Raw genomic sequence first — 23,571 nt, 5'->3', positions numbered from 1 at the left:
CTCGGAATTACTTAGGTATTATTACGTACGTAAATATAAGTACCTATTCCAAGCGCTGCAAGTTTTTGAAGTATTTTTTAAACCAATAAGGAAGCTGCCCGCGCATTTTCCATCGCTTCCTCGATCGTACTGACCTGAAACTTGCGAAGGATATTCAAACGGTGTGCTTCGATGGTGCGGATACTGATACCGAGCGTCTCGGCGATATCCTTGTTGCTCACTCCTTGATGGATCATGCGAATAATCTGCTGCTCCCGTTTGGAAAGCGCGATTTCGGCCGCACCCGCAACAGCCGACGCCTCACCGGTAGCATTGCGCTGCTCGTGGTATTTCCGCACTACCGTGTCGGTCACATCGCCAATGAAATAGAAATGCCCGCCATGAACCGAGCGGATTGCATGCAGGAAAATCTTGTTGCTTGTATCTTTCAAAATGTAGCCGCTCGCGCCCATATCGAGTGCAGTGCTTACGTAATCTGGGTTATCGAAGAGACTAAAAAACAGTAGTTTCGCATTGGAATTGGCCTTAATGACCGATTTGCCGGTATCCAACCCGCTGATACCCTGCATGCGGATGTCCATGATGATCACGTCCGCGGGGATGTGCGCAAGTGCTGCGATCGCCTCCTCGCCCGAAGAGGCCTCGCCGGACACTTCCATATCCGGCTCGTTGTTGATGAGCTGCTTGAGACCGTGTCTGAATATTTCATGGTCGTCGACTAAAAATACAGCGATTTTTTTCATGTGATCGGGTCGTTTGACTGTCGTGAGAAGTTAGTTTAAAGGTGCAACGGAAGTTCAAGCTGGACGGTAGTCCCTTTTCCGGGCTCCGAACTGATATTGAGCGTACCTCTCAGCAGATCGGCACGTTCCTTCATCCCCCGCAACCCATGCGCCTTCGGAAACTTTTCCCGCGAATAAATATATTGGTTCTCAAAATAAAATCCTTTCCCGTTATCCTGAATGATCATGTTCAGGAACTCGCTGTCGCTATCCACGTGGATTTCGACCATCGTCGCGCCCGAATGCTTGATCACGTTGTTCAGCGCTTCCTGCAAGATCCTGAAAACCCCGACTTCCAGTTCGCGCGGCAATGCTTCGGTCTTGATGTTCTCTTCGAGGTGAAAAGTGAGCTGACCTGATGCTTCCCGGCACATTTTGACCAGCTCCCTGATCGCCGAGCGCAACCCGAAATCTTCCAGTACGCTGGGTAGCAGGTCCGCACAAATGCGTTTGGTTTCAAATATGATCGCCGCCAGCAACTCGTTGACGCGGTGAATTTCCGGGTCCTTATGCTCCATCCGGTCGTCGACCTGTTCCAGTTTCATACGCAGGCTGGTGAGCATTTGCCCGATCCCGTCATGGATTTCGGCGGCGACGCGCTCGCGTTCCTTTTCCTGCCCGGTGATGATAGACAGCGACCGAATATGCTGCTCGGTTTCCTGCCGCCGCATTTTCTCGTCGGTAAGCAACCAGAGTTCCTTTTCGGTGTTTTTGCGCTTAGTAATGTCGGTGCAAACGACCAGATACTGATACAGCTCGCCCTGATTATTGATGATCGGCATCAATGTCACGTCCAGCCAGAAACCCGAACCGTCGGAGGCTGTGTCGAATACTTCTCCCTGCCATACTTCCGTACGCCGGCGCGGGTCGCGGATATGGCTGTAAATAATGCTCTCGTTTCCGCCCTGATTATTGTAAAAAAGCGGTCGATCGCGTAATTCGGAGCCGCTGTATTTGGTCACATGGCAGTACTTGTCATTGGCATAAATGATCCTGCCGTCCTGGTCTGTTTTGACCAGATAGGTTGCCTTTTCCAATGCATAATTGGTTTCCCGAAGCTCCTTATGCGATTTTTCATTGGAAATGCTGCTTTCCTGCAATTGCTTCGCGAGTTGCTTTGAACGGTTTTCCGAATCGATAAGCCCGGTCATCGTCTGCCGGATGCGGATCGAAAGTGGAAAGAAGATCAGCGCCGCTTCCAGGAGAAGCGTAAACAGCACAACGCCGAGCAGGATGTATTCGATCTCCTTCAACGTACGTACCTTCTGCCGCCAGAAACGGTCGTAGTCGAATACGATCAGTTCCATGCCGAGCAGGTACGATTTTTCGTATTCCAGTATTTTTTTCACATAAGGTCCGATGTTCAGCGAGTCCCCGGCCTTTTGATTGTCCATGACAGCCACCATTTTATTGGAGGCCGCCAGTATCTCCTGGTAAGGATCTTTCACCATGTCGTACATCATGGCGATCTCCTTACGGTTATTAGGGGGAAGGTTTAAAAAGGAGTTACCGCTGATAAGCGATACATGCGCCTTCTGCCATTGTTTAAGGGTGTTCACAAATTCCTTCTGGTTGGATTCCACGTCCCTTCCCGACTCGATGAGCAATGCTGTTTTACTCAGCGTCTGGCTGTAAGTACGTAAACGACCGGCATAGTTGATAATATGCGAATCGTCTCGCTGGGCGGTGAGATACCGCTGGATCAGGATTTGGCTGAGGATCGAAATCACCGCCACAATCAGCAATGCCGACACATAGAGCCAGGTGAAGTACAGAAATGTCTTCCGCTCCTGGGTTTCGTCCTGGACAACTTGTTTTCTTAACATGGGCTGAAACTGGAAAATCTCATGTACCTACGCGTAAAGATACGTAGGTACATGAGCATATGCATTATGTAAACCTGTAAAACTTAAAGCGAAATGTGGCTTTGCAGCTCTTCCATACTCATTTCCTCCGCATTACCCTCCGAAACCACCGCGCCCCGGCTCATGAAATAGTAGTAGTCCGTGACCGGGCTGGCGAAGTCGATCTTTTGTTCTACCAGCAATACCGAAATGCCTCTTTCCCGCGCCAAAGTCTTCAATATCTGCCCGATCTCCTGCGAAATGGAAGGCTGAATGCCTTCGGTCGGTTCATCCAGGAGCAGTAACGACGGCCTTCCCGTGAGCGCGCGGGCAATGGCCAGCTGTTGCTGCTGGCCACCGCTGAGGTTACCGCCCAGCCGGTTTCGGAAATCTTTCAAGATCGGGAATAAGGTGTAAATCTCTTCCTCGGGAATTTTAGCATTCCGGTCAGGAACCGCTTCAAGGCCGAGTTTGAGGTTTTCATAAACCGTCAGTTTGGGAATAATTTCCCTTCCCTGCGGCACATAGGCAATGCCCATTCTCGATTTTTTGAATGCGGGCAACTTCGTTACGGGCTCGCCATTGTATTCGATGGTCCCGTCTTTCGGCGGCACAATGCCCATGATGGTTTTCAGCAAAGTGGTCTTACCCACCCCATTGCGGCCCATTACCGTGGTCACGGTTCCCTTTTTCACTTCCAGCGACGTACCCCAGAGGATCGTGCTTTGCCCATAGGCGGATGTCAGCGAACTGACTTTCAAGATCGGCGTCCCCATTCTCAGAAATTTTCAAGTTGAACATTAGCCCGGCCCAGGTAACTGTCGATCACCCGCTGGTCATTACGTACGTCGTCGAAAGTGCCTTCCATGAGCAGCTTCCCGCGCACGAGCACGGTTACCAGGTCCTGCGCGATCTGCTCCACAAATTTCATGTCGTGCTCAATCACGATAATCGCGTGCTGGCGGGCAAGTTGCAGCAGCAGTTCACCGGTTTTCTCTGTTTCCTCATCCGACATCCCCGCCGCCGGTTCGTCGATCAGCATCAGTTTCGGGTCTTGCAAAACCACAATGGCGATTTCCAGCCATTGTTTCTGTCCGTGCGAGAGCTCTCCCGCAATTTTTCCCAGGCATTTCTGCAAACCCACTTTCAATGCTACCTCGCGGATGCGGTCGTCGATCTGCACGCTGGGTTTGAAAAAAAGCGAAGCGAAAATGCCCTTGTTCATCTTGAAAGCGAGCAGCATATTATCATAGACCGTCAGGCTGGGAAATACAGAAGGTTTCTGGAATTTCCGCCCAATGCCCATGTCGGCGATCCGCACTTCGCTTTTACCCAATACCGGATGACCGTCGAAATGGACTTCGCCGGCATCCGCTTTGGTTTTGCCGCACAGAATATCCAGGAATGTCGATTTACCTGCGCCGTTGGGGCCGATAATAACCCTGAGTTCGCGATCCAGCAAATTGAAATGGCTCAAATTCAGTGCATGGACGCCCCCGAAGGAGACGGATAGGTTTTTCACTGTCAATAGCATGATAATGGCAGTTTTGTGATTTGAAATAACAGATAACCAGCCATGCAGCGTTACGACTGCACTACCTCCCGACCTGTCGGCTCGGCGGCCGGTGTACGCTTTCTTCCCAGTTTGGCAATTACCGTTTCCAGCATACCTAGTAGTCCTTTATCAAAATACAATACAGTGATAATGAACAAGAAACCAAGGATAAACAGCCAAGAGTCGGGGAAAAGACTGGTGCAAATACTGTACAGGAAATTGACGATCAGTGAACCTAAGATAGCCCCCTTTAATTTCCCCCTGCCGCCTATCGCCACCCACATCACCATTTCAACCGACGCCCGTACGTCCATTCTTCCGGGCGTAATAATGCCCGTCTGAGGTGCATAAAGCATGCCGGCAACGGCGGCGAGCAATGCGGCTACGATGAATATGGCCAGTTTATAATGCATGACGCGATAGGCGGTGTAACTCGTCCTCGACTCGCTGTCACGGATGGCTTGGAGTACTTTACCAAACTTGGAGTCGACGAGCTTCGTGCTCAGCCAGAATGCGATACCCAGCGTGAGCAGCGAAAGCAGATAGAGTCCCAGCTTCACACCCGGTGTTGACAGACTGAGCCCAAGCAGCGTTTTGAAGTCGGTCAGGCCGTTGGTACCACCGAGCATAGTTTCGTTCCGCAGGAAAATAAGCCACATTGCTAACGCCAGTGCCTGGGTGATAATGGCCATATAAACGCCCCGGATACGGCTTCGGAAAATAAAATACCCGAAAACCAGTGCAAATGCAGCCGGAATGAGCAGCCCCAGCACCACTGCCAGGCCAAACGACTGGAAGGGCACCCAGAAAAACGGTAATGATTCAACCTGGTTCCAGGCCATAAAGTCGGGCATTGGAATGCCGTTGATTCCCAAGGCTGTTGCGCCCCTAAGTACTATGTGCATGGCTACGCTGTACCCGCCCAGACAGAAGAAAAAGGCCTGGCACATGGAAAGAATGCCGGTATAGCCCCAGATGAGGTCAACGCCCAGCGCGACGATCGCAAAACAGAAGTAGCGGCCCCAGAGCGAGATCGTGTTACCGGATACAAAACCCAGCACATTTCCCAGCGGCAAAATAATCAGGAACAATGCAATGCAGCATGCATACCACCCGAAATCCTTTTTATTTCCCATAATCGATTGAGATAACATTGGTTTCCCTTCAAAATTGACAATACCTTTCCGTCAATCCTCGGCGATCCGCCCCTTGTCGGGGAAGAGCCCCCGGGGTTTGAATTGCAGGAAGATCACGATCAGTGCCAGAATGAGCACTTTTCCATAAACAGCTTCATAGAACGATTCCAGGACCTTGGTCAGGAAGCCGATGCCCAGTCCGGAAACAATGGCCCCGGCAATCTTCCCGACGCCGCCTGTCACCACCACCAGGAAGGAATCGACAATGTAGGTTTGGCCCATATCGGGCACCACATTACCAATCAGCGTCATGGCACATCCGGCAAGCCCCGCCAGTCCCGAACCCAAAAAGAATGTGATCGCATCCACACGGCGCGTCTCTACGCCCAGGCATGCGCTCATGGTGCGGTTCTGGGTGACCGCGCGAATGCGGATTCCCAGGCGGCTGCGGTAGAGCATCAGGTAGGTGAGCGAGACTACGACGATCGTTAATCCAATGATAAACAACCTGTTAAACGGCAATACCAAATGCGGCATCAGCTGCCAGCCACCAGCCAGGAATGCGGGAGCTTTCACTGCTGTCAGATCTCCGAAAATACTCCTCGCGGTTTGCACCATAATCAGACTGACGCCCCAGGTTGCCAGCAGGCTTTCCAGCGGTCTGGCGTACAAATGCCTGATCACCAACTTTTCCAGCACCAATCCAAACACCCCGGCCACCACAAACGAGGCCGGCAGCGATACCCAGAAATACAAATCGGATTTCACGCCCAGCGTTTCTATCAAAAGCGATTGCATGCAATAGGTCGTGTAAGCGCCTATCATCAGAAATTCGCCATGAGCCATGTTGATGATCCCTGCCAGCCCGTACACAATCGCCAGGCCAAGCGCGATGAGGATCAGAATACTACCCAGGCTAATGCCGCTGAACAGATTTTGTGCCTTCTCGATACGCCCTTGCAGGCTTTCAAGCGACTTTACCTTTTCGGCAGCATATGCCCGCGCCGACACCACATTGCCTTTTTCCGCATAATTTTTCAGGATCAGCCCCACATTTTCACCCCAGTTTTGGTCAAGGCTGTCGATGTATGCCTTTGCCTGATGTTCGGAAGCGGTTTCATTCAGTTTCAACTGAAAAAGCACCTCCCTGCCTGCCGTCAGCGCGCCCGGATCGGTTTCTTGCTTCAATGCTTTTTCAAGAAGCGCGATTTTCCCAGTATCCTTCGCGTCCACGAGCTGACCGTACGCCATGATCCGCTTTTGGGGATCATGGCTGGTCAAATTCAGATAGGGCAAAACAACGTTAAGTATAAGCCTTTCAGATCTGCTGATCTCCACTTTTTGCAGTTGCTCGGCCGACAGCTTTGTGGCTGCCGGCTTGTTTTGCGGATAGAGGTAAAAGACTGTAAAAACCTCTTTTCCGCCGGAAGTTTCGCCCTCGCCCGTCGTGACTGGCTTGCCATCCAGCGTATAAAGCTTCTTGTCATTGATTGCCGCGAGCAGCGGGAAGGTCGCGGGGTCTTTCTGCGCCGCCAGATACCGCAGCGCCTGGCTCCGGGCCGTATCGTTCGGCGGGTTCAGGACGGCGGCAACCCGAATCGAAATGCTGTCTGCCTGCTGTGCAATCGCCCCGTGACCCATTCCTATGGACAAGAGGATCACCAGCCACACCTTTTGAATGCAGTTCATAACCAGGGAAGTTAAATGCGGTCGCGATGACCGCGTTGGGACAGATGCCTACTTACTTGCGACTGTATACGTTCCGCCGTGCGCCACGTGATCGCAGTCTTTATCGGGGGAAGTCAGTTTCGACCATGGTTCAGGATTAACCAGGCCTGTCGATTGCCAGATGATATCGAATTGTCCGTCGGGCTTGATCTCGCCGATCATTACCGGCTTGGCCAGGTGGTGATTTTTGGTATCCATTTTCACCAGACCATCAGGAGATTCGAATTCGAGGCCGTACAATGCAGGGCGCACTTTGGATACCTCGAACGAGCCCGCTTTTTCGGCTGCCTTCGCCCACAGGTATACGCCCGTATAAGCCCAGCAGATCGGGTCGTCGGTTACCCTTTTGTCGCCGCCGGGGAGGTTATTTTTCTTGCAGAATGCGCGGAAATCTTCGACAAACTTCTTGTTTTCAGCCGATTCTTTGGACTGGAAGTAATTCCATGCCGCCAGGTGGCCCACCAAAAATTCGGTATCCGTTGCACGCAGCTCGTCTTCCGCTACCGAGAACGCCATAATCGGGCAGGTAGCAGCCGAAAGCCCCTGATTTGCAAACTCTTTGTAGAACGGCACATTCGAATCACCGTTGATGGTCGAAAGCACACAGGCCTTACCACCAGCCGCGAATTGCTTCACTTTGGAAACGATCGTCTGGTAATCCTGATGGTGAAACGGCGTGTATTCTTCCACGATATTCTCTTTGGGAACGCCTTTCGAAAGCAAAAACGCTTTCAGTATCTTGTTGGCCGTCCTTGGAAAAACATAATCGGTCCCCAGCAGGTAAAACTTCTTGTAAGCTCCTCCCTCTTCACTCATCATGTATTCGGCGGCGGGGATCAACTGCTGGTTGGGTGTTGCACCCGTATAGATCACACTCGTTGAGCACTCCTCGCCTTCGTACTGCACAGGATAAAACAGCAAGCCATTGTTTTCCTCAAAAACCGGCAGTACCGATTTGCGGGAAACGGACGTCCAGCAACCAAAAACCGCAGCCACCTTTTTATCCAGCAATAATTCCTTCGATTTTTCCGCAAAAAGGTCCCAATCCGATGCCGGGTCGACGATCACCGGTTCGATCTGCTTGCCGAGCACACCGCCTTTCGCATTGATTTCGTCGATGGCCATTTGCACGACATCTTTTAGCGAAACTTCGGAAATCGCCATCGTTCCGCTCAGCGAATGCAGGATGCCAACTTTCACGGTTTCTTTTTTGCCCCCTTCGTTTCCTCCCGAACCCGAGCCGCCGCAAGCCGCCAGTGCGAGCACCAGCACAACCATCCATACTACCTGGTAAGACATTTTGAATGTTTTCATCGGTAAATTTTAATAGTGATATGAGTGAAAATTAAGATCAACAGAAACCTTCCGGACTGTGCCGGAGTGGATCAAAATAGGAAAAACTGCACTTGCAACCAAACCTGGCCGTACGTCTTCGAGCTATATCCGCCGCCCGCGTCGGCCACATTGTGCTTGCGCGCTACATAGGAGAGACGAAGATTCGTGGCGCTTCCATTAAAAAAGTAGTTCAACCCGCCGCCGTAAACGCTGCTCGATTTGGCCTTGTCAAAATTATCGATCAGTTCCGAACCAACCTGTTCTTTGCTGGCGGATATATGCTGGTTTTCGTAACGCAGCCAGGGCTGAATACGCGATTTCTTGAAATAGTAACCCAGTTCGAGGAACTGCACCGTTTGTTTGGGAATCTGACGTGCAAAGGAATATTTCGAATTGACATTCGTGCCGCCCGTCATGTATTGAAATGCAGCATTCAGGGTTACCGAACCGGCGTCACCGGCTTTTTTATCAATAAAAAGGTCCGTACCGACATTGTAATAGGAACCCTGTGTATCGAAACCCGCACCCCAGGCGATGGTATTGCCCGCGCCGAGTTTGGTACCGGCATAGTAATAATCTTTTTCGGGATCGAGGAAATTGTAAGCAACGCGACCCACTATACGTAACGGCGCCTGACCATCGAGGTTCCTTCCCGTGAATAAACCCAACCGGTATTCCAATTTGTCTTTCAACAAAAACCCGCGCGCATTCACACCCAGGTCGCGACCGAAGTTACCTTGCAACGGGCTCTCGGCAAACAGGTTGTAAGGATATTGAAAATAGGTGAAATCGTTGGCCATTAGCCCGGCAGCGCCCTGTAAGCCATTCCGGTTGCTGGAAACGAGCTGCATCCCTGCAATGAGCTGAAATGCATTGGAAAAGGCATATTCATATTGGCAATCGAGCAGGATCGGCGCCACTTTTACATTTTTGGTGCTATCTCCCAGCTGGATACCTATGGGCGACGGAAGGTCTGTCTCCATAAAAAAGCTACCCTTCCGGGAAAGCTGCCCACCGACCAGCACGCGAGCCCTGTACAGCGAAAACCCTTTGTTCCAGTCACTTGCCTTGCTGGTAACATTACCACCGAACCCCGATTGCTCCGCGGAAGCGAACATGTGCACGATCGCACCTACGTGAATGGACGGCTTGAAGTCGTCCTCTGCTTTTTCTGCCGCCAGCGCAGAATCCTTCGGCGCCAGGTAACCGGGAAGTTCACGCAGCACACGCACTTTCCGGGCTGCCTTTCGATCTCTCGCATCTTGACTGCCATCGGCCAGTGCGACGCCCTGGCAAAGCAGCAGCAGCAATCCTGCATGTAGGAAAAGTCTTTTCATGATGGTCGTTGATTTGTTTACGTAAGTAATATAGTTCAAAAATATAAACAAATTACGTACGTACAAACAATCACCCTATTTTCATGAAAAGTTTATAATTATCCTTTAAATAAGATTATTAACCTCCATTTCAGCGCATTATAGATCACAACCAGATCCTATAATTAACTATTCACGGATACCACAATATACCTAAGTAATTTACGACAGCGACTTTCCCACCATGTTTGCAGCTCCTCGGACAGTTACCTATTCCATGCCCTACAGAACTACATCTATTCATTAACTCTTATTCAGTGTTCTATCGTCCACTTCACGCGCGCCGGGGAAAAGCTGTTCGCAAGCGATTTAACGCAGATAAATGACCAGTTCCTGCCGTAGGAATGCGATCGTACGGGATATGTGGGCTTCGACAGTTTTAACGGAAATCCCCATTTTATCGGCTATTTTGCCGTATGTGAGTCCTTTGTGCCGGTTAAGGAGGTAGGCTTGCTGTGTCTTTTGAGGAAGCTTGGCCAGCGCAGCATCATGCATTAGTTGTAGTTCGGCTTCGTCCAGGCTTTCACAGAGGGTATTATCCGGGACATCACATCTTTCCATTTCCCGGATGAAAACCAACACTCCTCTTTTCTTTCTGGAAAGCACGCGCATCGCATAATTGCGCGCCATTACAATAAAATAGGCCTTAAAGTTGGCGATCTGGTAACCTTGAAGCTGCGCCCTGGTTTCCCAGAGCATAACGAAAATATCCTGGACCCAATCCTTGATCAGCTCGGGGTCATCCGAATAGCGCATCAGGATTCGGGCCAGCGTCGAATAATATTTGTCAAACAGTATTTTGAATGCCTCTGTATCGTCCGCCGCGATCAGATCAACAAGCTGATCGTCGGAAAATGTTGATTTATTCATATTTTTTATCGTTGAAATAGCAATATTATCAAAATATTATTCCGTAAAAATCATATTGTTAAATATAATAAATTGTATTGCAATTACCCGGCAGAATAATGTATCATTTCGCTTCTTTAAGGTCTTTAATATCCAGGTATTGTCCGTTTTTGATGACCGCCTTTACATTCAGAAGATCTTTGATCCGCGTCAACGGATCTCCGTCGATGATCACTATGTCGGCAAGCCTGCCGGGTTGGATCGCACCCAGGTCGTCACCAGCCCCTGCTTGTCGGGCCGACCATTGGGTCGCAGCACGTAAAGTTTCAAACGGTGAAAGCCCGGCAGCCACCCAACTTTGGAGTTCTGCATGGTAGCTTAGTCCCGACGGTATGATCGGAGAGTCGGTCCCCGGCGTAAGCCTGGCCCCTGACCGCATAAGCCGGACCATCGTTTTTTCGATATTTTGGTAGGTCTTGTTCGATCCCCTGGCTCTTGCGGCAGCAGATCGGAGCTCTTGTTTTTGCTTCTCAGCATAAAATGCCTGAAACTGCCAATGGTCGAAAAATAAACTGTCGCCCGATATCAATGCATTCATTCCTCCGTGAAGTGAAATAGTAGGCGTCATGTAGATGCCCGATTGTGCCGTCAGGGCCAGGACATCCTGGTAACTCTTGTTCTGCGCCGACAATTTGGGAGAATACCCCCGCCGGCTCGTTGCCCCGATGTGCTCCACTCCGTCGACGCCCAGGCCCGCGGCGGGATATATCTCGTGCGATGATACCGGCAAGCCGTGTGCATGGGCAAATTCAGTGACCCTTTTTTGTAAAATATCGGGCAGCCCCACATAGGTTTTGATCATGTCGTACCCTAATGTGGCCGCACGGCCAAGTTCGAGTTCCAGTTGGGCTCCTGCTACGTTGCTGGTGTTACGGTTATAATAAATCCGGTTGCCTTCCATATGACCACCGGTGAAAAAACTCCTTGGCCCCAGTCGCTTGCCACTGGTCCAGGACTCTTTCCGCTCCAATGCATCGTAGGGATCTGTGCCGGGTTCCCGTATGGAAGTAATCCCATATGCCAGCCACAACCGGCCGCCTTTTTCGCCTAATTGGGCATTTTGATGGGTATGCATTTCAAAGAGGCCCGGGATCACAGTTTGTCTCGAAGCGTCGATAACCCTTTCCTTCCGTCCGGGCTGATGCGGCACAATTTCCCTGATACGGTTTTGCTCGATGACGATGTCGGCATTCTCTGTGTATTTATCCGATACACCATCGAAAATTTTTCCCGCGTGGATCACCAGCCGCCCCTCAGGCTGTTGCGGTTCCCAGTTAAATTCCATATTGAGCGGCTCTATGCGTCCGTCGGAGACAGCGACCCTTTTGAGCTTATCCGTGGCCAGGAAAACAATGCTTTTCGAATCACCCGTCCAGCTGGGGTTTTCCGCCAGCTCATGCGTCAGCTGAACCGGCCGCCCGAGGATATTAAGCCGGGCATCCACCTGGACGGTCCAGAGCACATTATCCAGAATGTAGGCGATCGCCTTGCCGTCGGGGGAAATCACCGGGCCATTTTTGCCTCGCGTAGCCAGCGAACGCCCCGGGACCGGGGATGCGAAACGTGCCCCGGACCGATCGGATGGAATGACGAGAAATTTACTGATCCCCTCACGAAAACGGCTGGAATACGGGTCCAGCGAAGAAACCACCAGGTATTTGCCGTCATTTGACCAGCTGGGCTGCGAAGCTTCAAACAATCCGTCATACAGGGTCGTCACTTTTTGCGTTTTAACGTCGATCACGGTGAGGCTGCTACGACTGTAAGCATTCGGATCGGCCTGATAGAACGCGATCTGGCTGCCGTCGGCCGACCAGCTTGGAAATTTCAGGTTATCCGCCGCATCCAGCAGGCACACCTCTTTTCCGGTTTTTATTTCCCTGATCCACAAATCCATATTACCATTTCTGTCACTAGTAAAGGCCAGCCACCGGTCATCGGGAGACCATACCGGGTCGATATCGATGAACACGTCGTTGTTGATCTGCACCGGTCGGGATTTACCCGTTTCTAAAACCCAGATATCTCCCAGTGCAGCAAACGCTACGAACTTGCCGCTGTTGGAAACCACCGGCCCGCGGATACCTTGTACGGGCGTTGAAACGGCTGTGTCAAAGTCGCGTTTTTTAGGTGCATACCTGTCCCTGGCAAGCGTTACTTCGGCTGTAAAGGCGATTGTTTCCGCCGTGCTCGTTCCAATCCTGCCGAGCTTGATCTGCCCGTCGGCCGTATACAAGTATTCGGTAGGCGAAAGCCAGGCTGTTCTGAACGGAAATACGTCTTCCACGTCCCGCGACAGGGTCTGCCAATCACCGCCTCCCGTTTTTACCATTTCAAGCTGACTTATCCCTGCTGCAAAACTGTTGAAGATGATATGCTGTCCGTCGGGATGCCATACCGGGGAGGCCAACTTCTCTTTGCTGTGCACAAACAACAGATGCTTGCCTTCCGAATCTCCCATATAGATGCCCGCAGCCGTAGCGCGTTCGGATACATAAGCAATGCTTTTGCCATCTGTGCTGAAAACGGGGGAATAGTCGCTACCGGGGTGATCGGTCAATTGCACCAGACTGTCGCTTTTTAAAACAATTTTCCAGATATCGTAATTGCCGCTGCGGTCGGAAGAGAATGCGATGCTGGTCCCGTCCGGTGACCAGTACGGCTCACGGTCATGGTAGATTCCGCTGGTGAGTGGCCGGAGCCCGCTGCCGTCCCTATTGACTTTCCAAATGTGGAAATAACCGTCCCGGTAGGACTGAAAGGCAATCTGGGTCCCGTCGGGTGACCAGGTTGGCTGCCGGCAATCGCCGAGCGCGTCGGTAATGGCTCTCGCGTTGCCGCCCGTTACGGGCAGTACCCATATCGTCCCCTGAAGGTCCATTGCGATCGTTTGCTTGTCGGGCGAAAGCGCCATGGCCATATTGGTCCCTTCGGTAAGGGTAACCTTCACTGAATCGGCAGGTGGCTGTGGGGAAGCGTTGGCTGCCGGTGTTAAATGCAAAATGCCCGCCAGCATGATACTTGCGCTGGCAGACATTAATTTGAAAACGATTGCGCGTGTTTGCCGGTGACGGATCATCGATCGATAGGTGTCGTTAAAATTGAATAGCAGGTTTTGATACCGGACCTGAGATTACCCAGCCGGAGGTTTTCATTGGGGCTATGCTGGTTGTTGTCCATATTCACAAGCGGTACAATCACCGCGGGTACTCCGAGGGCCTGTATAAAAGGCACTACCGGCACCGAGCCGCCCATGATCCGTATGATGACGGGCTCGGTCTGAAAAGCCGTTGTCACACATTTTTTCAGCCAGTTTCCTATTGGCGAGTCTATTTCGGTTCGAAACGCCGGGGAGCCTCCTCCCCCGCCGTCCATAAAAACCAGTTTGGGGTACCGTAGCCTTTCTGCTTTGGTCGGGACATGGTCGACGACCTGGTACCCCAAACCCTCAAGATGCGTTTTTACAAGCCCGGTCATTCTTTTTCCGTCGGTTTCAGGCACGAGCCTGATGCCAAATTCGGCGATGGCCTGCTCCGGTATGATCGAGCCGCCCCCCTTCCCTACCACCGCCGCCTTCAGGCCCCGGACGTTCAGGGACGGATACTGCATCGATTCCTGATAGTTTTTCCCTACTTTTTCTTCTGCCGCGATTTGCAGCCTGTCGTTAATGTCGGCCGTCACGTCGGGTACTGCCGCCATTACCTTCGCCGCCTGGTCGTCGAACTTGATGCCGTCATAAAAGCCTTTGATTAAAACCCTGCCGTCTTCATCTTTCATCGAGGCGATTATCCTGGAAAGGCTAAATGTCGGATCGGGCGAGTAATTCCCGAAATGCCCGCTGTGCTGCTGGGTAATGGCGCCATAGGTCGTCAGTGAAAAGCCTGTACCGCCCCGGCAGCCGAAAGTCAGGGTGGGAAGGTTCGACGAATGCATAGGGCCGTCCATGACGATCAGATAGTCGGCCGCCAGCTCGGTCTTGTAATTTGCCAGCGCGCCTTTGAGCCCGGGGGAACCTTTTTCTTCCTCACAATCCAGAACCACTTTAATATTGAATGGTGGTTGCTGCTTCTGAGTGGCTAGCATATCCAGGGCCTGCAAAAACATGATAATAGGACCTTTGTCGTCGGATGTCGACCGCCCGAAAAGCCGCCATTCGTCGTTGATTTTTCCGTTACGCAGCATTGACCAATCGATTTCACTGAACGTACCGGTCTGGTCTCTTTCCTTCAACACGGCTGAGTAGGCATTTTGTTGAAACCATTCTGGCTGCCGCACGGCCTGACCATCGAGGTGAAAGTAAAAAAGCACCGTTTTACGACTACCCTGGAAAGCTTTTTTTGCCAGAAAGAGGGGCATTTTATCCGTTTTAAGCACCGAGATTTCAAAACCTCTTTTCACAAAAGCGTTTCGGGCCCAATCCACATTTTTGTCGATATCCTCAGCCACCAGCGCATCATTGGGGATCGCCACAAAATCTTTCAGTTCCTCAATGGCCGGCAGCATCCGTTCGCTCACAAGCTGATCGTTTTGAGCGGTTACCCTGGAAAGGAAAATCAGGGAAGAAAGGACTGTGATGAGTAGGACTTTCATCGTCATTGGAGCGCTTAGTTGCTTGAATGAAAACCCGGCAGTACCGTTTTGCCTTGTTCGACCCTGGCTTTCAGAATATCCTCAATGCCAAAGATTTCGCCGTTCCGGATGACCGTTTGCACATTGAGAACATCTTTGATATTTTTAAGCGGGTCTCCGTCGACGATCACCATATCGGCAAGCTTTCCCCTCTCCAAAGTGCCCAGGTCCTTGGCGACACCCAGTGCCTCAGCTGAATACAGCGTGGCTGACCGAAGCGTCTGAAAGGGCGAGATACCGCCGTCGACCCAGCTCTGCAACTCGGCATGGTAGCTGATCCCCGGATGTATAATCGGGGAATCAGTGCCGGGCGTGACGTGCCCTCCGCGCTCTACCATGGTTTTGACCGTTTTCTGGATATTTGAAAATGTCGTTAAAAAGGCCGGATTGCCCTTAGTCCGCAGGCTCGTTTGCGCTTTCATCTGCTCGACGACAGCCGGCCCATAAAAGGCAGCAAATTGTTTATGCTCAAAAAAGGCGGGGTCCTTGTCAACCAGCATAGGCAGCCCGCCTTGCAGGGAAGCGGTCGGTGTGATGTTCATTCCCGACCGGATAAGCAGCTCGGTAACATCCTGATACGAATTATTCAGGGCCGTCAGCTTGGGCGAATACCCTCTCCGGCTTGTCGCGCCCATGTGTTCTACGGCATCCACACCATAGCGCGTTGCCGGATAAATCTCGTGGGAAGACACCGGTACGCCAATCGAATGCGCGAAAGCCGTAATGCGCTGCTGCATCAGGTCGGGCATCCGGACGTAGGTTTTGATCATATCGAAATCGAGCCGCTTTGCTTTTTCCAATTCCAGTTCCAGCTGTGCGCCGGGAACATTGCCCACGTTCATCCCGTAATAGATCCGGCTGCCATCCAGAATCCCGCCGGTATAAAAGTCGCGGGGCCCGAGCCTCCGCCCGCTGATCCAGGATTCCTTCCGTTCAATGACGTCATAAGGATCGCCACCCGGCTCCCGGATCGTGGTAATGCCATAGCTCAGCCATAACCTCCCCAGAGGTTCACCCGCACTGGCCGACTGGTGTGTATGCATTTCGACCAGACCGGGGATCACAGTCCGGGAAGATGCATCGATCAATTTCCCTGCCCGTCCTGGTTTATGTGGCTCGATGCTGATGATACGGTTGCCTTCGACGACCACATCCACATTGCTCTGGTAACCATCCGTCTTGCCGTCAAATAGTTTTCCGGCTTGAATGATATAACGCCCCGTGGGCTGACGTGCTTTGTAGTTAAGTGTAACCGGAATCGTCTCGGTAATGCCGCTTATTACGGAAACCTTCTTGAGAACATCTGTCGCCATGTATACAATACTTTTCGAATCGCCCGTCCAGCTCGGATTTTCAGCCAGTTCGTTGGTCAGCCTGCGAGGGGCGGCAAGCAGGTCGCCATTTGCTCCTACTGCGACTGTCCAGAGCACACCGTCCATCGAAAATGCGAATTTGCTACCGTCGGGTGACCAGTACGGCCCGTTTTTTCCACGGGTGGAAAGTGTCCTCTCATTGATAGGCGTCACGTAGCGATAACTTTTATCGGTGGTCGAAATAAGCAGGAATTTGCTGACACCCTCCCGATAACGGGTTGAGTAGGGAACCAGCGAAGATATGACGATGTATTTGCCGTCCGGTGACCAGCTGGGCTGAGAGCCATCGAAAACCGGTTCGAAAACAGTTGTGGATTTGCCTGAAACAATATCAATGACCCGGAGCGAAGAACGCCCGAAAACCGATGGGTCTTTTTGATAATAGGCAATTTGTTTTCCATCGGCCGACCAGGCAGGCAGGGTAAGTGGCCCGTCAGCGTCCAGCAGCAGGGTTTCCTTACCTGTGGCCATTTCCCGCACATATAGGTCCATGTCGCCCTTGCGGTCGCTCAGGTACGCGAGCCGTTTGCCGTCCGCCGACCATGCCGCATCGATTTCAATGAATTCATCGTTGGTCAGCTGCGTCGGTACAGCGCTGCCTTTTTTAAGCAAGTACATATCCCCCAATGCGGTAAAAGCGACATTGTTGCCGTCCGGTGAGACTACCGGCCCCCGAATACCTTTAACGGGGTGGCTGTTTGCTGAGTTGAAATCATATTTTTTAGATGGATAGGGTTTTCTGCCCAATGTCATTTGAGCGGCAAATGGTATTGAAAGTTTTTGCTGCTCGCCGAGCTTTCCGCGATTGATCTTTCCCCCTGACGTATAAAGGTATTCGGTATCGGAAATCCAGCTGGCTTTGAAAGGGAATACATCTTCGCCGTTTGCGGAAAGGGTTACCCATTCGCCTCCGCCGATCATGGCCATATCCAGCACTGTTTTACCCTCGATAAAATTATGGAAAACGATTTTGGGCTGGCTCGGATGCCAAGCAGGAGCACCGAGTTTGCCGGTGGTGGTCAGAAACAGTTTCTCCCGGCCTGCACTATCCATCATGTAAATCCCCGGGGCTGCACTTCGTTCCGAGACGTAGCTGATCTGCGAGCCGTCCGGAGAGAATGCAGGAAAGTAATCGTTTCCCGGGTCACTGGTAAGCTGAGTGAGCTTGCCACTTGCCGGTTCGAGTTGCCAGATGTCGTAGTTGCCGCTTCTGTCAGACGAAAAAAGCAGACGGGTGCCGTCCGGCGACCAGCAGGGTTCGCGGTCATCGAAGCTGCCCAATGTGTGCTGCACGGGATTCCCGCCGTTTTTCCCAACCGAATAAATGTGAAAGTTTCCGTCCCAGAATGCCTGGAAAGTAATCTGGGAACCATCCGGAGTCCATACCGGTTGTCGGCAATCACCGAATTCGTCGGTCACAGCGCGAGCCGCTCCACCAGTAACAGGAATGGTAAAAATGGTACCCTGCAAATCCATCGCAATGGTTTTTTTATCGGGTGAAAGGGCAATGGCCAGGTTGGTCCCTTCTGTGAGGGTAACCTTCACCGAGTCAGCCGGCGACGCCGCGGCTTTGACCGTAAACAGCACTGCCTGCATTAAAAGCAGCAGCCATATTTTTTGATTCTGAAAAAACATCATTCGGTTATGGATCGGTTTGGCAGATTACAAAACAATTTATTAAAGATTTACCGGTGTTTTTACAAATACCCCGGGGACCGGGCGCGGGGCGCTGGTGTTGGAATTTACTTCCGCTTCGCTGTAAATCATCCGTTCGGGCAAAGCGACGCCTGCATTCGGTGATAATTGCACCGCCACGGCTTCTTTCCTGGTCCGTCTCAGATCATTAAAACCTAAGATCTGCCCGTTAAAAGTCAGGTACCTTTCCATCAGGATTTCCCGCAATAATGCCTGCTCCGCCTGAATGCCGTCTTTGTTGAGCATGCCGCCCGGCGCGATATCGCTGGCCGTGTAGGGTTCGTACCGGTAAGTGTACGTTTTGTAGGTCGGATCAAGATCCCCGCCGGCATTCAGGTAGGCGCGGAAAGCATTGAGCTTTTCCAGTCCGGTTGCCACCCCGCCGCTTCTCAACCCGGCCTCCGCCAATGTGAGCAGATTCTCGGAAAAGGTAACCAATGGATAGGGTGCCGATTGACCGAAGAGCCCTCTGGAAGTTGTCGAGCTGTTGGTATTGGGAGAAACCGGAATCTGCGTACCACTGGCGTTTACGGTGATGAAATGATGGTTATAGCGCGCCGTTTCGTCTGTTCTGGCATTGCCACGATAATCCGGGCTGGCCGGGTTCAATAGTTTCGGTGCCAGCGACAACGCCGCATTGATATCTCCCACCCGGTTTCTGGCGATGAAAGCGTACATCAGGTTTTCATTCACGTTCAGCGTACTTCCGTGCGTAACCACAAGCGAGCGCGCCGCGCCTGCGATCCCCTTACCTGCTGCGGCATAGGCCAGCTGGTACTCCCTCGTTTCCATATAGAACCGCGATTTAAGCGTATAGGCAGCTTCCTTCCATTTGCCTGCATCTCCCTGAAAGAAAATGTCGGCAGCCCCGGGAGAACTGCCAATGCCCGATTCCAGATCGGCAATAGCTTCGTCGAGCAACGCTTGCAGTTTTTGATAGACTTCGACCTGTGGCTCAAAAGCCGGATTGGGAAACCGAGCGATGTCAGCAGCCTCCGAAAAGGGAACATCACCCCAGCAGGCCGCAGCAGTACCCAGCGCATGGGCACGGGTGATCTTTGCGATACCTTGCACGAGCCGGTTATTCGTAGTCTGGGACTTGGTAATCACCAGCTTGGTTTGCTCTACGACCCCCTGGTATACAAACTGCCAGACGTCATTGAAGGACGCGCCGGTGACGTTGTAGCTGTAAATATCCTTGTACTGACGATCGGTGCCGGTAAAGTAACCAGACCACATCGCCGCCACGCGCGCCAGGTGGCCTTCCTGCACGGAAACGTTCCCCAACTGGGCACCGGTCAGGATCAAAGATGCCGAGGCATCGGTGGGATTGTTCAGGTCGGTGTTCATATTGTCGACCAGTGATTCGCAGGAGATGAGCCCGGCTCCCAGGACCATGCCTACAATTATTATCAGTTTCCTTCTCGTCGTTTTCATCGTGATTTGTAAATGCTGTGAAATGGATGCTACGGGTTGCGGAATGCTAGTAGTTTACTTTAATGGTAAACAGGTACGAACGTGTGCCGGGGGTATTAAAGTAATCCATATTGCGGCCAGCAGGTCCTCCTGAGAGGTTAGTGTCCGGATCGATGCCTACCACTTTCGTCCATAAAAAAAGGTTACGACCGGTTACCGAAAACTCTACCGATTGTAGCTTCGTTGCCCTCCTGAATGCCTCGGTATCTAACCGGTAGGAAAGTGAAAGCTGCCTTAGACGCGTCCAGCTCCCGTCTTCCACAAACTGCTGCTTCAACGACCCAAATCCGCTACCAAGGGTAGTGTACCAACTTTCGTCCAGCAGCACAGGGCCTGCCCCAAAGTCCTTCAGATTACCGCGGACCGTGGTTCCAGCGGGGATGGTCTTGCCTGCGTAATTTTTGGTGTCGGTGGTCAGCGTGACTTCATTGCCAGTGTCGCGATGCGTGCCGAAATTGTACATAACACCCCGGGTACCGCTGAAATAGTCGCCGCCCTGCGAGGTTTCAAAGAGCACATCCAGGCTGAATTTCTTGTAGGACAATGTAGTCCCAAAGCCGCCTATCCAGTCCGGGTTCGGATCGCCCACTACCCCGGTAACCGGGTCTGCCACGGGAAATCCATTGGCATCCAGCATCATCGACCCATCTTCCCTCAGCAGGTAGCGGCTGCTCCAGAATACGCCTGTGGGCTGTCCCACGACCGCGCGGGCATCCAAAAAATTTTCGATACCACCTACCAGGTACAGCGACTGCGTACCGGCCAGATCGAGCACCTTGCTGCGGTTCCGGGTAAAATTCCCGCGAACGGCCCAGTTGAAGCCTCCCTTACGGATCACATCATAGCTCAGGTCCATTTCAAGGCCCTTGTTCTGGAGTATTGCGGCGTTGGTGTACTTGGTGGCGAAGCCCGTGCTGGGCGCCAGGGTTACCGGTACCAACACGTCGCGTATCTTATTATTGTAGTAGGTCAAGCCCAATTTCAAGCGGTTGTCGAGCAGGCGCATATCCAAACCGACTTCGTACTCGGTCTTTCGCTCCGGTTTCAGATACTGGTCGCCCATAGAGCTGCCCTGGGTATAGGCGCCATTGCCGAATTGGGAGCCCACCAGGTTGTCTCCCCAGGGGTTGGCGCTAAAAATGGTGGAAGAGAAGATCGTATTGGAGCGGTATGGGAGCGGTTGCACACCCACCACACCGTAGGATGCGCGCAGCTTGGCGAAATTGATAGCCCCTACCCGGTCCATCCATTTCAGCCTGGTAAAAACCCAGGCTAAGTCCGCCGAAGGATAGTAGAATGTTTTGTCGGAAAGCGCACCGAAAGACGAAGCCGATTCTGCGGCGCCCGACAGGTTCAGAAACAATGCGTCATAAGCCGAAAAACTTGCGGTAGCGTACGCCCGGACCGTACGCACCTCCGTTTTCAGGTTAACGGGCGTACGGTTGAGCGCAGTGGCATTGGCAAAGTTTGCCGGTGCGTCGGCCACCAGAAAATTGGAGATCGTCACACCCATGTTATTGTATTTGCGGTTATTGATGTTGATGCCCGCCACGTAGGTGGAGCTGAAATTGGGGCCAAAATCTTTGGTGGCCCGAGCCAGAAGGTCCGCATTCACCTGGGTTTCTTTGGTGACCTGCTCCCTGTACTGGCCGGTTCCCGCACCGGTGATGTCATTGACCGGAAAATAGTTGATTTGTTCGTCGGAATACGTATCCAGCCCGGCGCGGGCAACAATATCCAGCCATGCAGCGGGCTTGATCCCCAATTCGGCGCTGTTCATAAAGCGGTCGACATCGGTAGAATTCTGCTGTTCGTACAGCGCCCATAGCGCGTTGTTGTTGGCCGGATTGATGACGCTTCCCAGGTAGCTGCGGTACCCACGCTGCCGGCCGGTAACCGCCGACGCCGTCGGACTGGTATAGTAGCTCCCTTTGTAATCGGAGATATCGAAGTCTGCCGGGTTGCGTAAAAGGCCCACCATCGCCCCTGCCAGGTTGTTGCCCCGCTGGATCCTGTCCGAAAAGCTCTTGGTGTAGGCGGCCGTGGCGGACATCCGCACCACTTCATTGAATTTACGCTCCACATTCAGTCGCAGCGTGGTGCGGTTGTAGGTGCTGTTACCGCGTTGTACACCTTTCTGTCGGATGTCGCCAATGCTGAAAAAGTAGGTAGTTTTCTGATCTCCGCCGCTCAGGCTCAACGCATTGTCCATAAAATGACCGTCGCGAAAAACCTTGTCATAGTTGGAAGTATTAAAAACATCCTGTGAATTCTTTTTAATAATGGGATAATACCTCGTACCATCAACAGCCTCAAAAAAGGCCCCTGCCGCATTGACTTCATCCGCACCGCCGGCACGGTTGGCAATCTTATCCCCCCAGGCGTTGGCCCCATTGGGATTGTAGACACCTCCGGCGCCTTGCCCGAATTTGTCTTGGAAAGGGTGAAAGCGGTTGATCTGGTCGATCGAAAATGTGGAGCTGAAACCGATATTAAGCTTGTTACTGTCGGCCCCTTTTTTAGTGGTAATCAAAATTACCCCGTTTGCAGCGCGGGAGCCCCATAGGGCGGCCGCAGAGGCGCCTTTCAGTATCTGCATAGAGGCGATATCATTCGGATTGATGTCGTTCAGGCGCGACTGGGGCACTACGCCACCCGAGGTGCCGCCCTCGGTGGTATTGCTGATCGGGATACCGTCCACCACGATCAGCGGTTGCGTATTGCCTGTGAGCGTGTTCTGGCCGCGTATCTGGATAAACGCCGCAGCACCCGGATCGCCGGCAGCCCTGGATACCTGTACCCCCGCCGCTTTCCCGGCCAGGCCGTTGATCACGCTGGTCTCTCCCGACCTTGCCAGCGCTTCTCCGGCGACCTTACTGCTGGTTGAACCCAACCGGTCGGCCGCCTCCTTAAACCCCGACGCGGTCACGACTACCTCCGAAAGGGCCTGCACGTTTTCAGCCAGGACTACATTCACAACGGACTGGTTGGCAATGGGTATTTCCTGTGTAACATATCCGATGTAGGAGAATACCAGCACCCCCTCCGTCGATGGTACTTCAATTCTGAACCCACCCTGCTCATCGGTAACGGTGCCTATGTTGGCTCCTTTTAAAAGCACGTTAACCCCGGGAATTCCGCTTCCTGTCGTCTTTTCAGACACTTTGCCGCTGATACCGAATGCCTTGTTGTCGTAGTCCGGGCTGGCGTCGACTTTCAACAGGACATTCGGGGAGTCACCGTTGCCTTTAACCTGGGCTTTGGGTGTATTTTCCTCCTTGTAGAGCAGGTAGAACCCCTCGCGTGGCTTTCGGTAATGTATTTTCGAGCCTTTCAGTACCGTTTCGAGCATGCTTTCAATCGTCGCATCCTTGTTGGGCGATACCAGCAGCTTTCTGTCTATCTGAATCTGGTCGATAAGCCCCGTTTGGTAGGCGATCGATACATTGAATTTTCCTTCAAGCGCCATAAGCCCGTCTTTCAACTGAATGTATTGCGGTTGATGAGGCTGATCGGCCTCGCGGTTTTCGCTCAGGTATGAGACCAGTTGTCCCTGAGCGCTCGCCGGGTAGCCGATCAGCCCTAAAAACATGCATAGTGCAATCCTGGAAATGTTTTTCATAGTGGTCATCCGTAGTTTAAGTAACGAAACAGGTTATACGTAACTGCAATACACGGCCAGGTAGCGCCTTGTCAACGGTCTTTTCAAACAGCTGACTTACGCCGACAGGCT

General features: G+C 52.2%; 14 protein-coding genes. All 14 read right to left on the bottom strand.

Annotated elements, in window-relative coordinates; all coding sequences use genetic code 11:
- Positions 1-77: 77 nt before the first annotated feature.
- Complete coding sequence (locus ACTJJJ_RS00625) at positions 78-743, bottom strand: response regulator (RefSeq protein ID WP_188931754.1); 666 nt, start codon at positions 741-743, stop codon at positions 78-80.
- Positions 744-778: 35 nt separating this feature from the next.
- Entirely contained in the window at positions 779-2,608 is a 1,830-nt protein-coding gene (locus ACTJJJ_RS00620) for a sensor histidine kinase (RefSeq protein ID WP_188931756.1), read from the bottom strand.
- A gap of 83 nt (positions 2,609-2,691) precedes the next feature.
- Complete coding sequence (urtE, locus tag ACTJJJ_RS00615; RefSeq protein ID WP_440701107.1) at positions 2,692-3,402, bottom strand: urea ABC transporter ATP-binding subunit UrtE; 711 nt, start codon at positions 3,400-3,402, stop codon at positions 2,692-2,694.
- A gap of 2 nt (positions 3,403-3,404) precedes the next feature.
- Entirely contained in the window at positions 3,405-4,160 is a 756-nt protein-coding gene (urtD, locus tag ACTJJJ_RS00610) for an urea ABC transporter ATP-binding protein UrtD (RefSeq protein ID WP_426295244.1), read from the bottom strand.
- 50 nt (positions 4,161-4,210) lie between these two features.
- Positions 4,211-5,317: an urea ABC transporter permease subunit UrtC gene (gene urtC / locus ACTJJJ_RS00605; protein ID WP_440701106.1), complete on the bottom strand. Its 1,107-nt coding sequence runs from the start codon at positions 5,315-5,317 to the stop codon at positions 4,211-4,213.
- Between the two features lie 51 nt (positions 5,318-5,368).
- Positions 5,369-7,006 carry an urea ABC transporter permease subunit UrtB gene (gene urtB / locus ACTJJJ_RS00600; protein ID WP_440701105.1) on the bottom strand — a complete coding sequence of 546 codons (1,638 nt, stop codon included), beginning with the start codon at positions 7,004-7,006 and terminating at the stop codon, positions 5,369-5,371.
- 48 nt (positions 7,007-7,054) lie between these two features.
- The gene (urtA, locus tag ACTJJJ_RS00595) at positions 7,055-8,359 is read right to left on the bottom strand and encodes an urea ABC transporter substrate-binding protein (protein WP_229221939.1); all 1,305 of its coding nucleotides are present in this window, start codon (positions 8,357-8,359) and stop codon (positions 7,055-7,057) included.
- A gap of 71 nt (positions 8,360-8,430) precedes the next feature.
- Positions 8,431-9,717: a hypothetical protein gene (locus tag ACTJJJ_RS00590; RefSeq protein WP_440701104.1), complete on the bottom strand. Its 1,287-nt coding sequence runs from the start codon at positions 9,715-9,717 to the stop codon at positions 8,431-8,433.
- A 348-nt stretch (positions 9,718-10,065) separates the two neighbouring features.
- The gene (locus tag ACTJJJ_RS00585; protein WP_188931765.1) at positions 10,066-10,626 is read right to left on the bottom strand and encodes a sigma-70 family RNA polymerase sigma factor; all 561 of its coding nucleotides are present in this window, start codon (positions 10,624-10,626) and stop codon (positions 10,066-10,068) included.
- Between the two features lie 103 nt (positions 10,627-10,729).
- On the bottom strand, positions 10,730-13,702 hold the full coding sequence (locus ACTJJJ_RS00580; protein ID WP_440701103.1) for a DPP IV N-terminal domain-containing protein: 2,973 nt from the start codon (positions 13,700-13,702) through the stop codon (positions 10,730-10,732).
- 38 nt (positions 13,703-13,740) lie between these two features.
- The gene (locus ACTJJJ_RS00575) at positions 13,741-15,255 is read right to left on the bottom strand and encodes a M20/M25/M40 family metallo-hydrolase (protein ID WP_440701102.1); all 1,515 of its coding nucleotides are present in this window, start codon (positions 15,253-15,255) and stop codon (positions 13,741-13,743) included.
- 14 nt (positions 15,256-15,269) lie between these two features.
- Positions 15,270-18,305: an amidohydrolase family protein gene (locus ACTJJJ_RS00570; protein ID WP_440701101.1), complete on the bottom strand. Its 3,036-nt coding sequence runs from the start codon at positions 18,303-18,305 to the stop codon at positions 15,270-15,272.
- Between the two features lie 39 nt (positions 18,306-18,344).
- Positions 18,345-19,799 (bottom strand): SusD/RagB family nutrient-binding outer membrane lipoprotein, encoded by a 1,455-nt coding sequence (locus tag ACTJJJ_RS00565; protein ID WP_440701100.1) that lies wholly within the window; start codon positions 19,797-19,799, stop codon positions 18,345-18,347.
- A 46-nt stretch (positions 19,800-19,845) separates the two neighbouring features.
- Positions 19,846-23,460, bottom strand: coding sequence for a SusC/RagA family TonB-linked outer membrane protein (locus ACTJJJ_RS00560; RefSeq protein ID WP_440701099.1), 3,615 nt, complete (start codon positions 23,458-23,460; stop codon positions 19,846-19,848).
- Positions 23,461-23,571 lie beyond the last annotated feature (111 nt).

The organism is Dyadobacter sp. 22481, from assembly GCF_052044875.1.
GTDB lineage: Bacteria > Bacteroidota > Bacteroidia > Cytophagales > Spirosomataceae > Dyadobacter > Dyadobacter endophyticus.
Note: the sequence above shows the minus strand (reverse complement) of the source record. Positions and strands in the feature narration are given on the sequence as shown.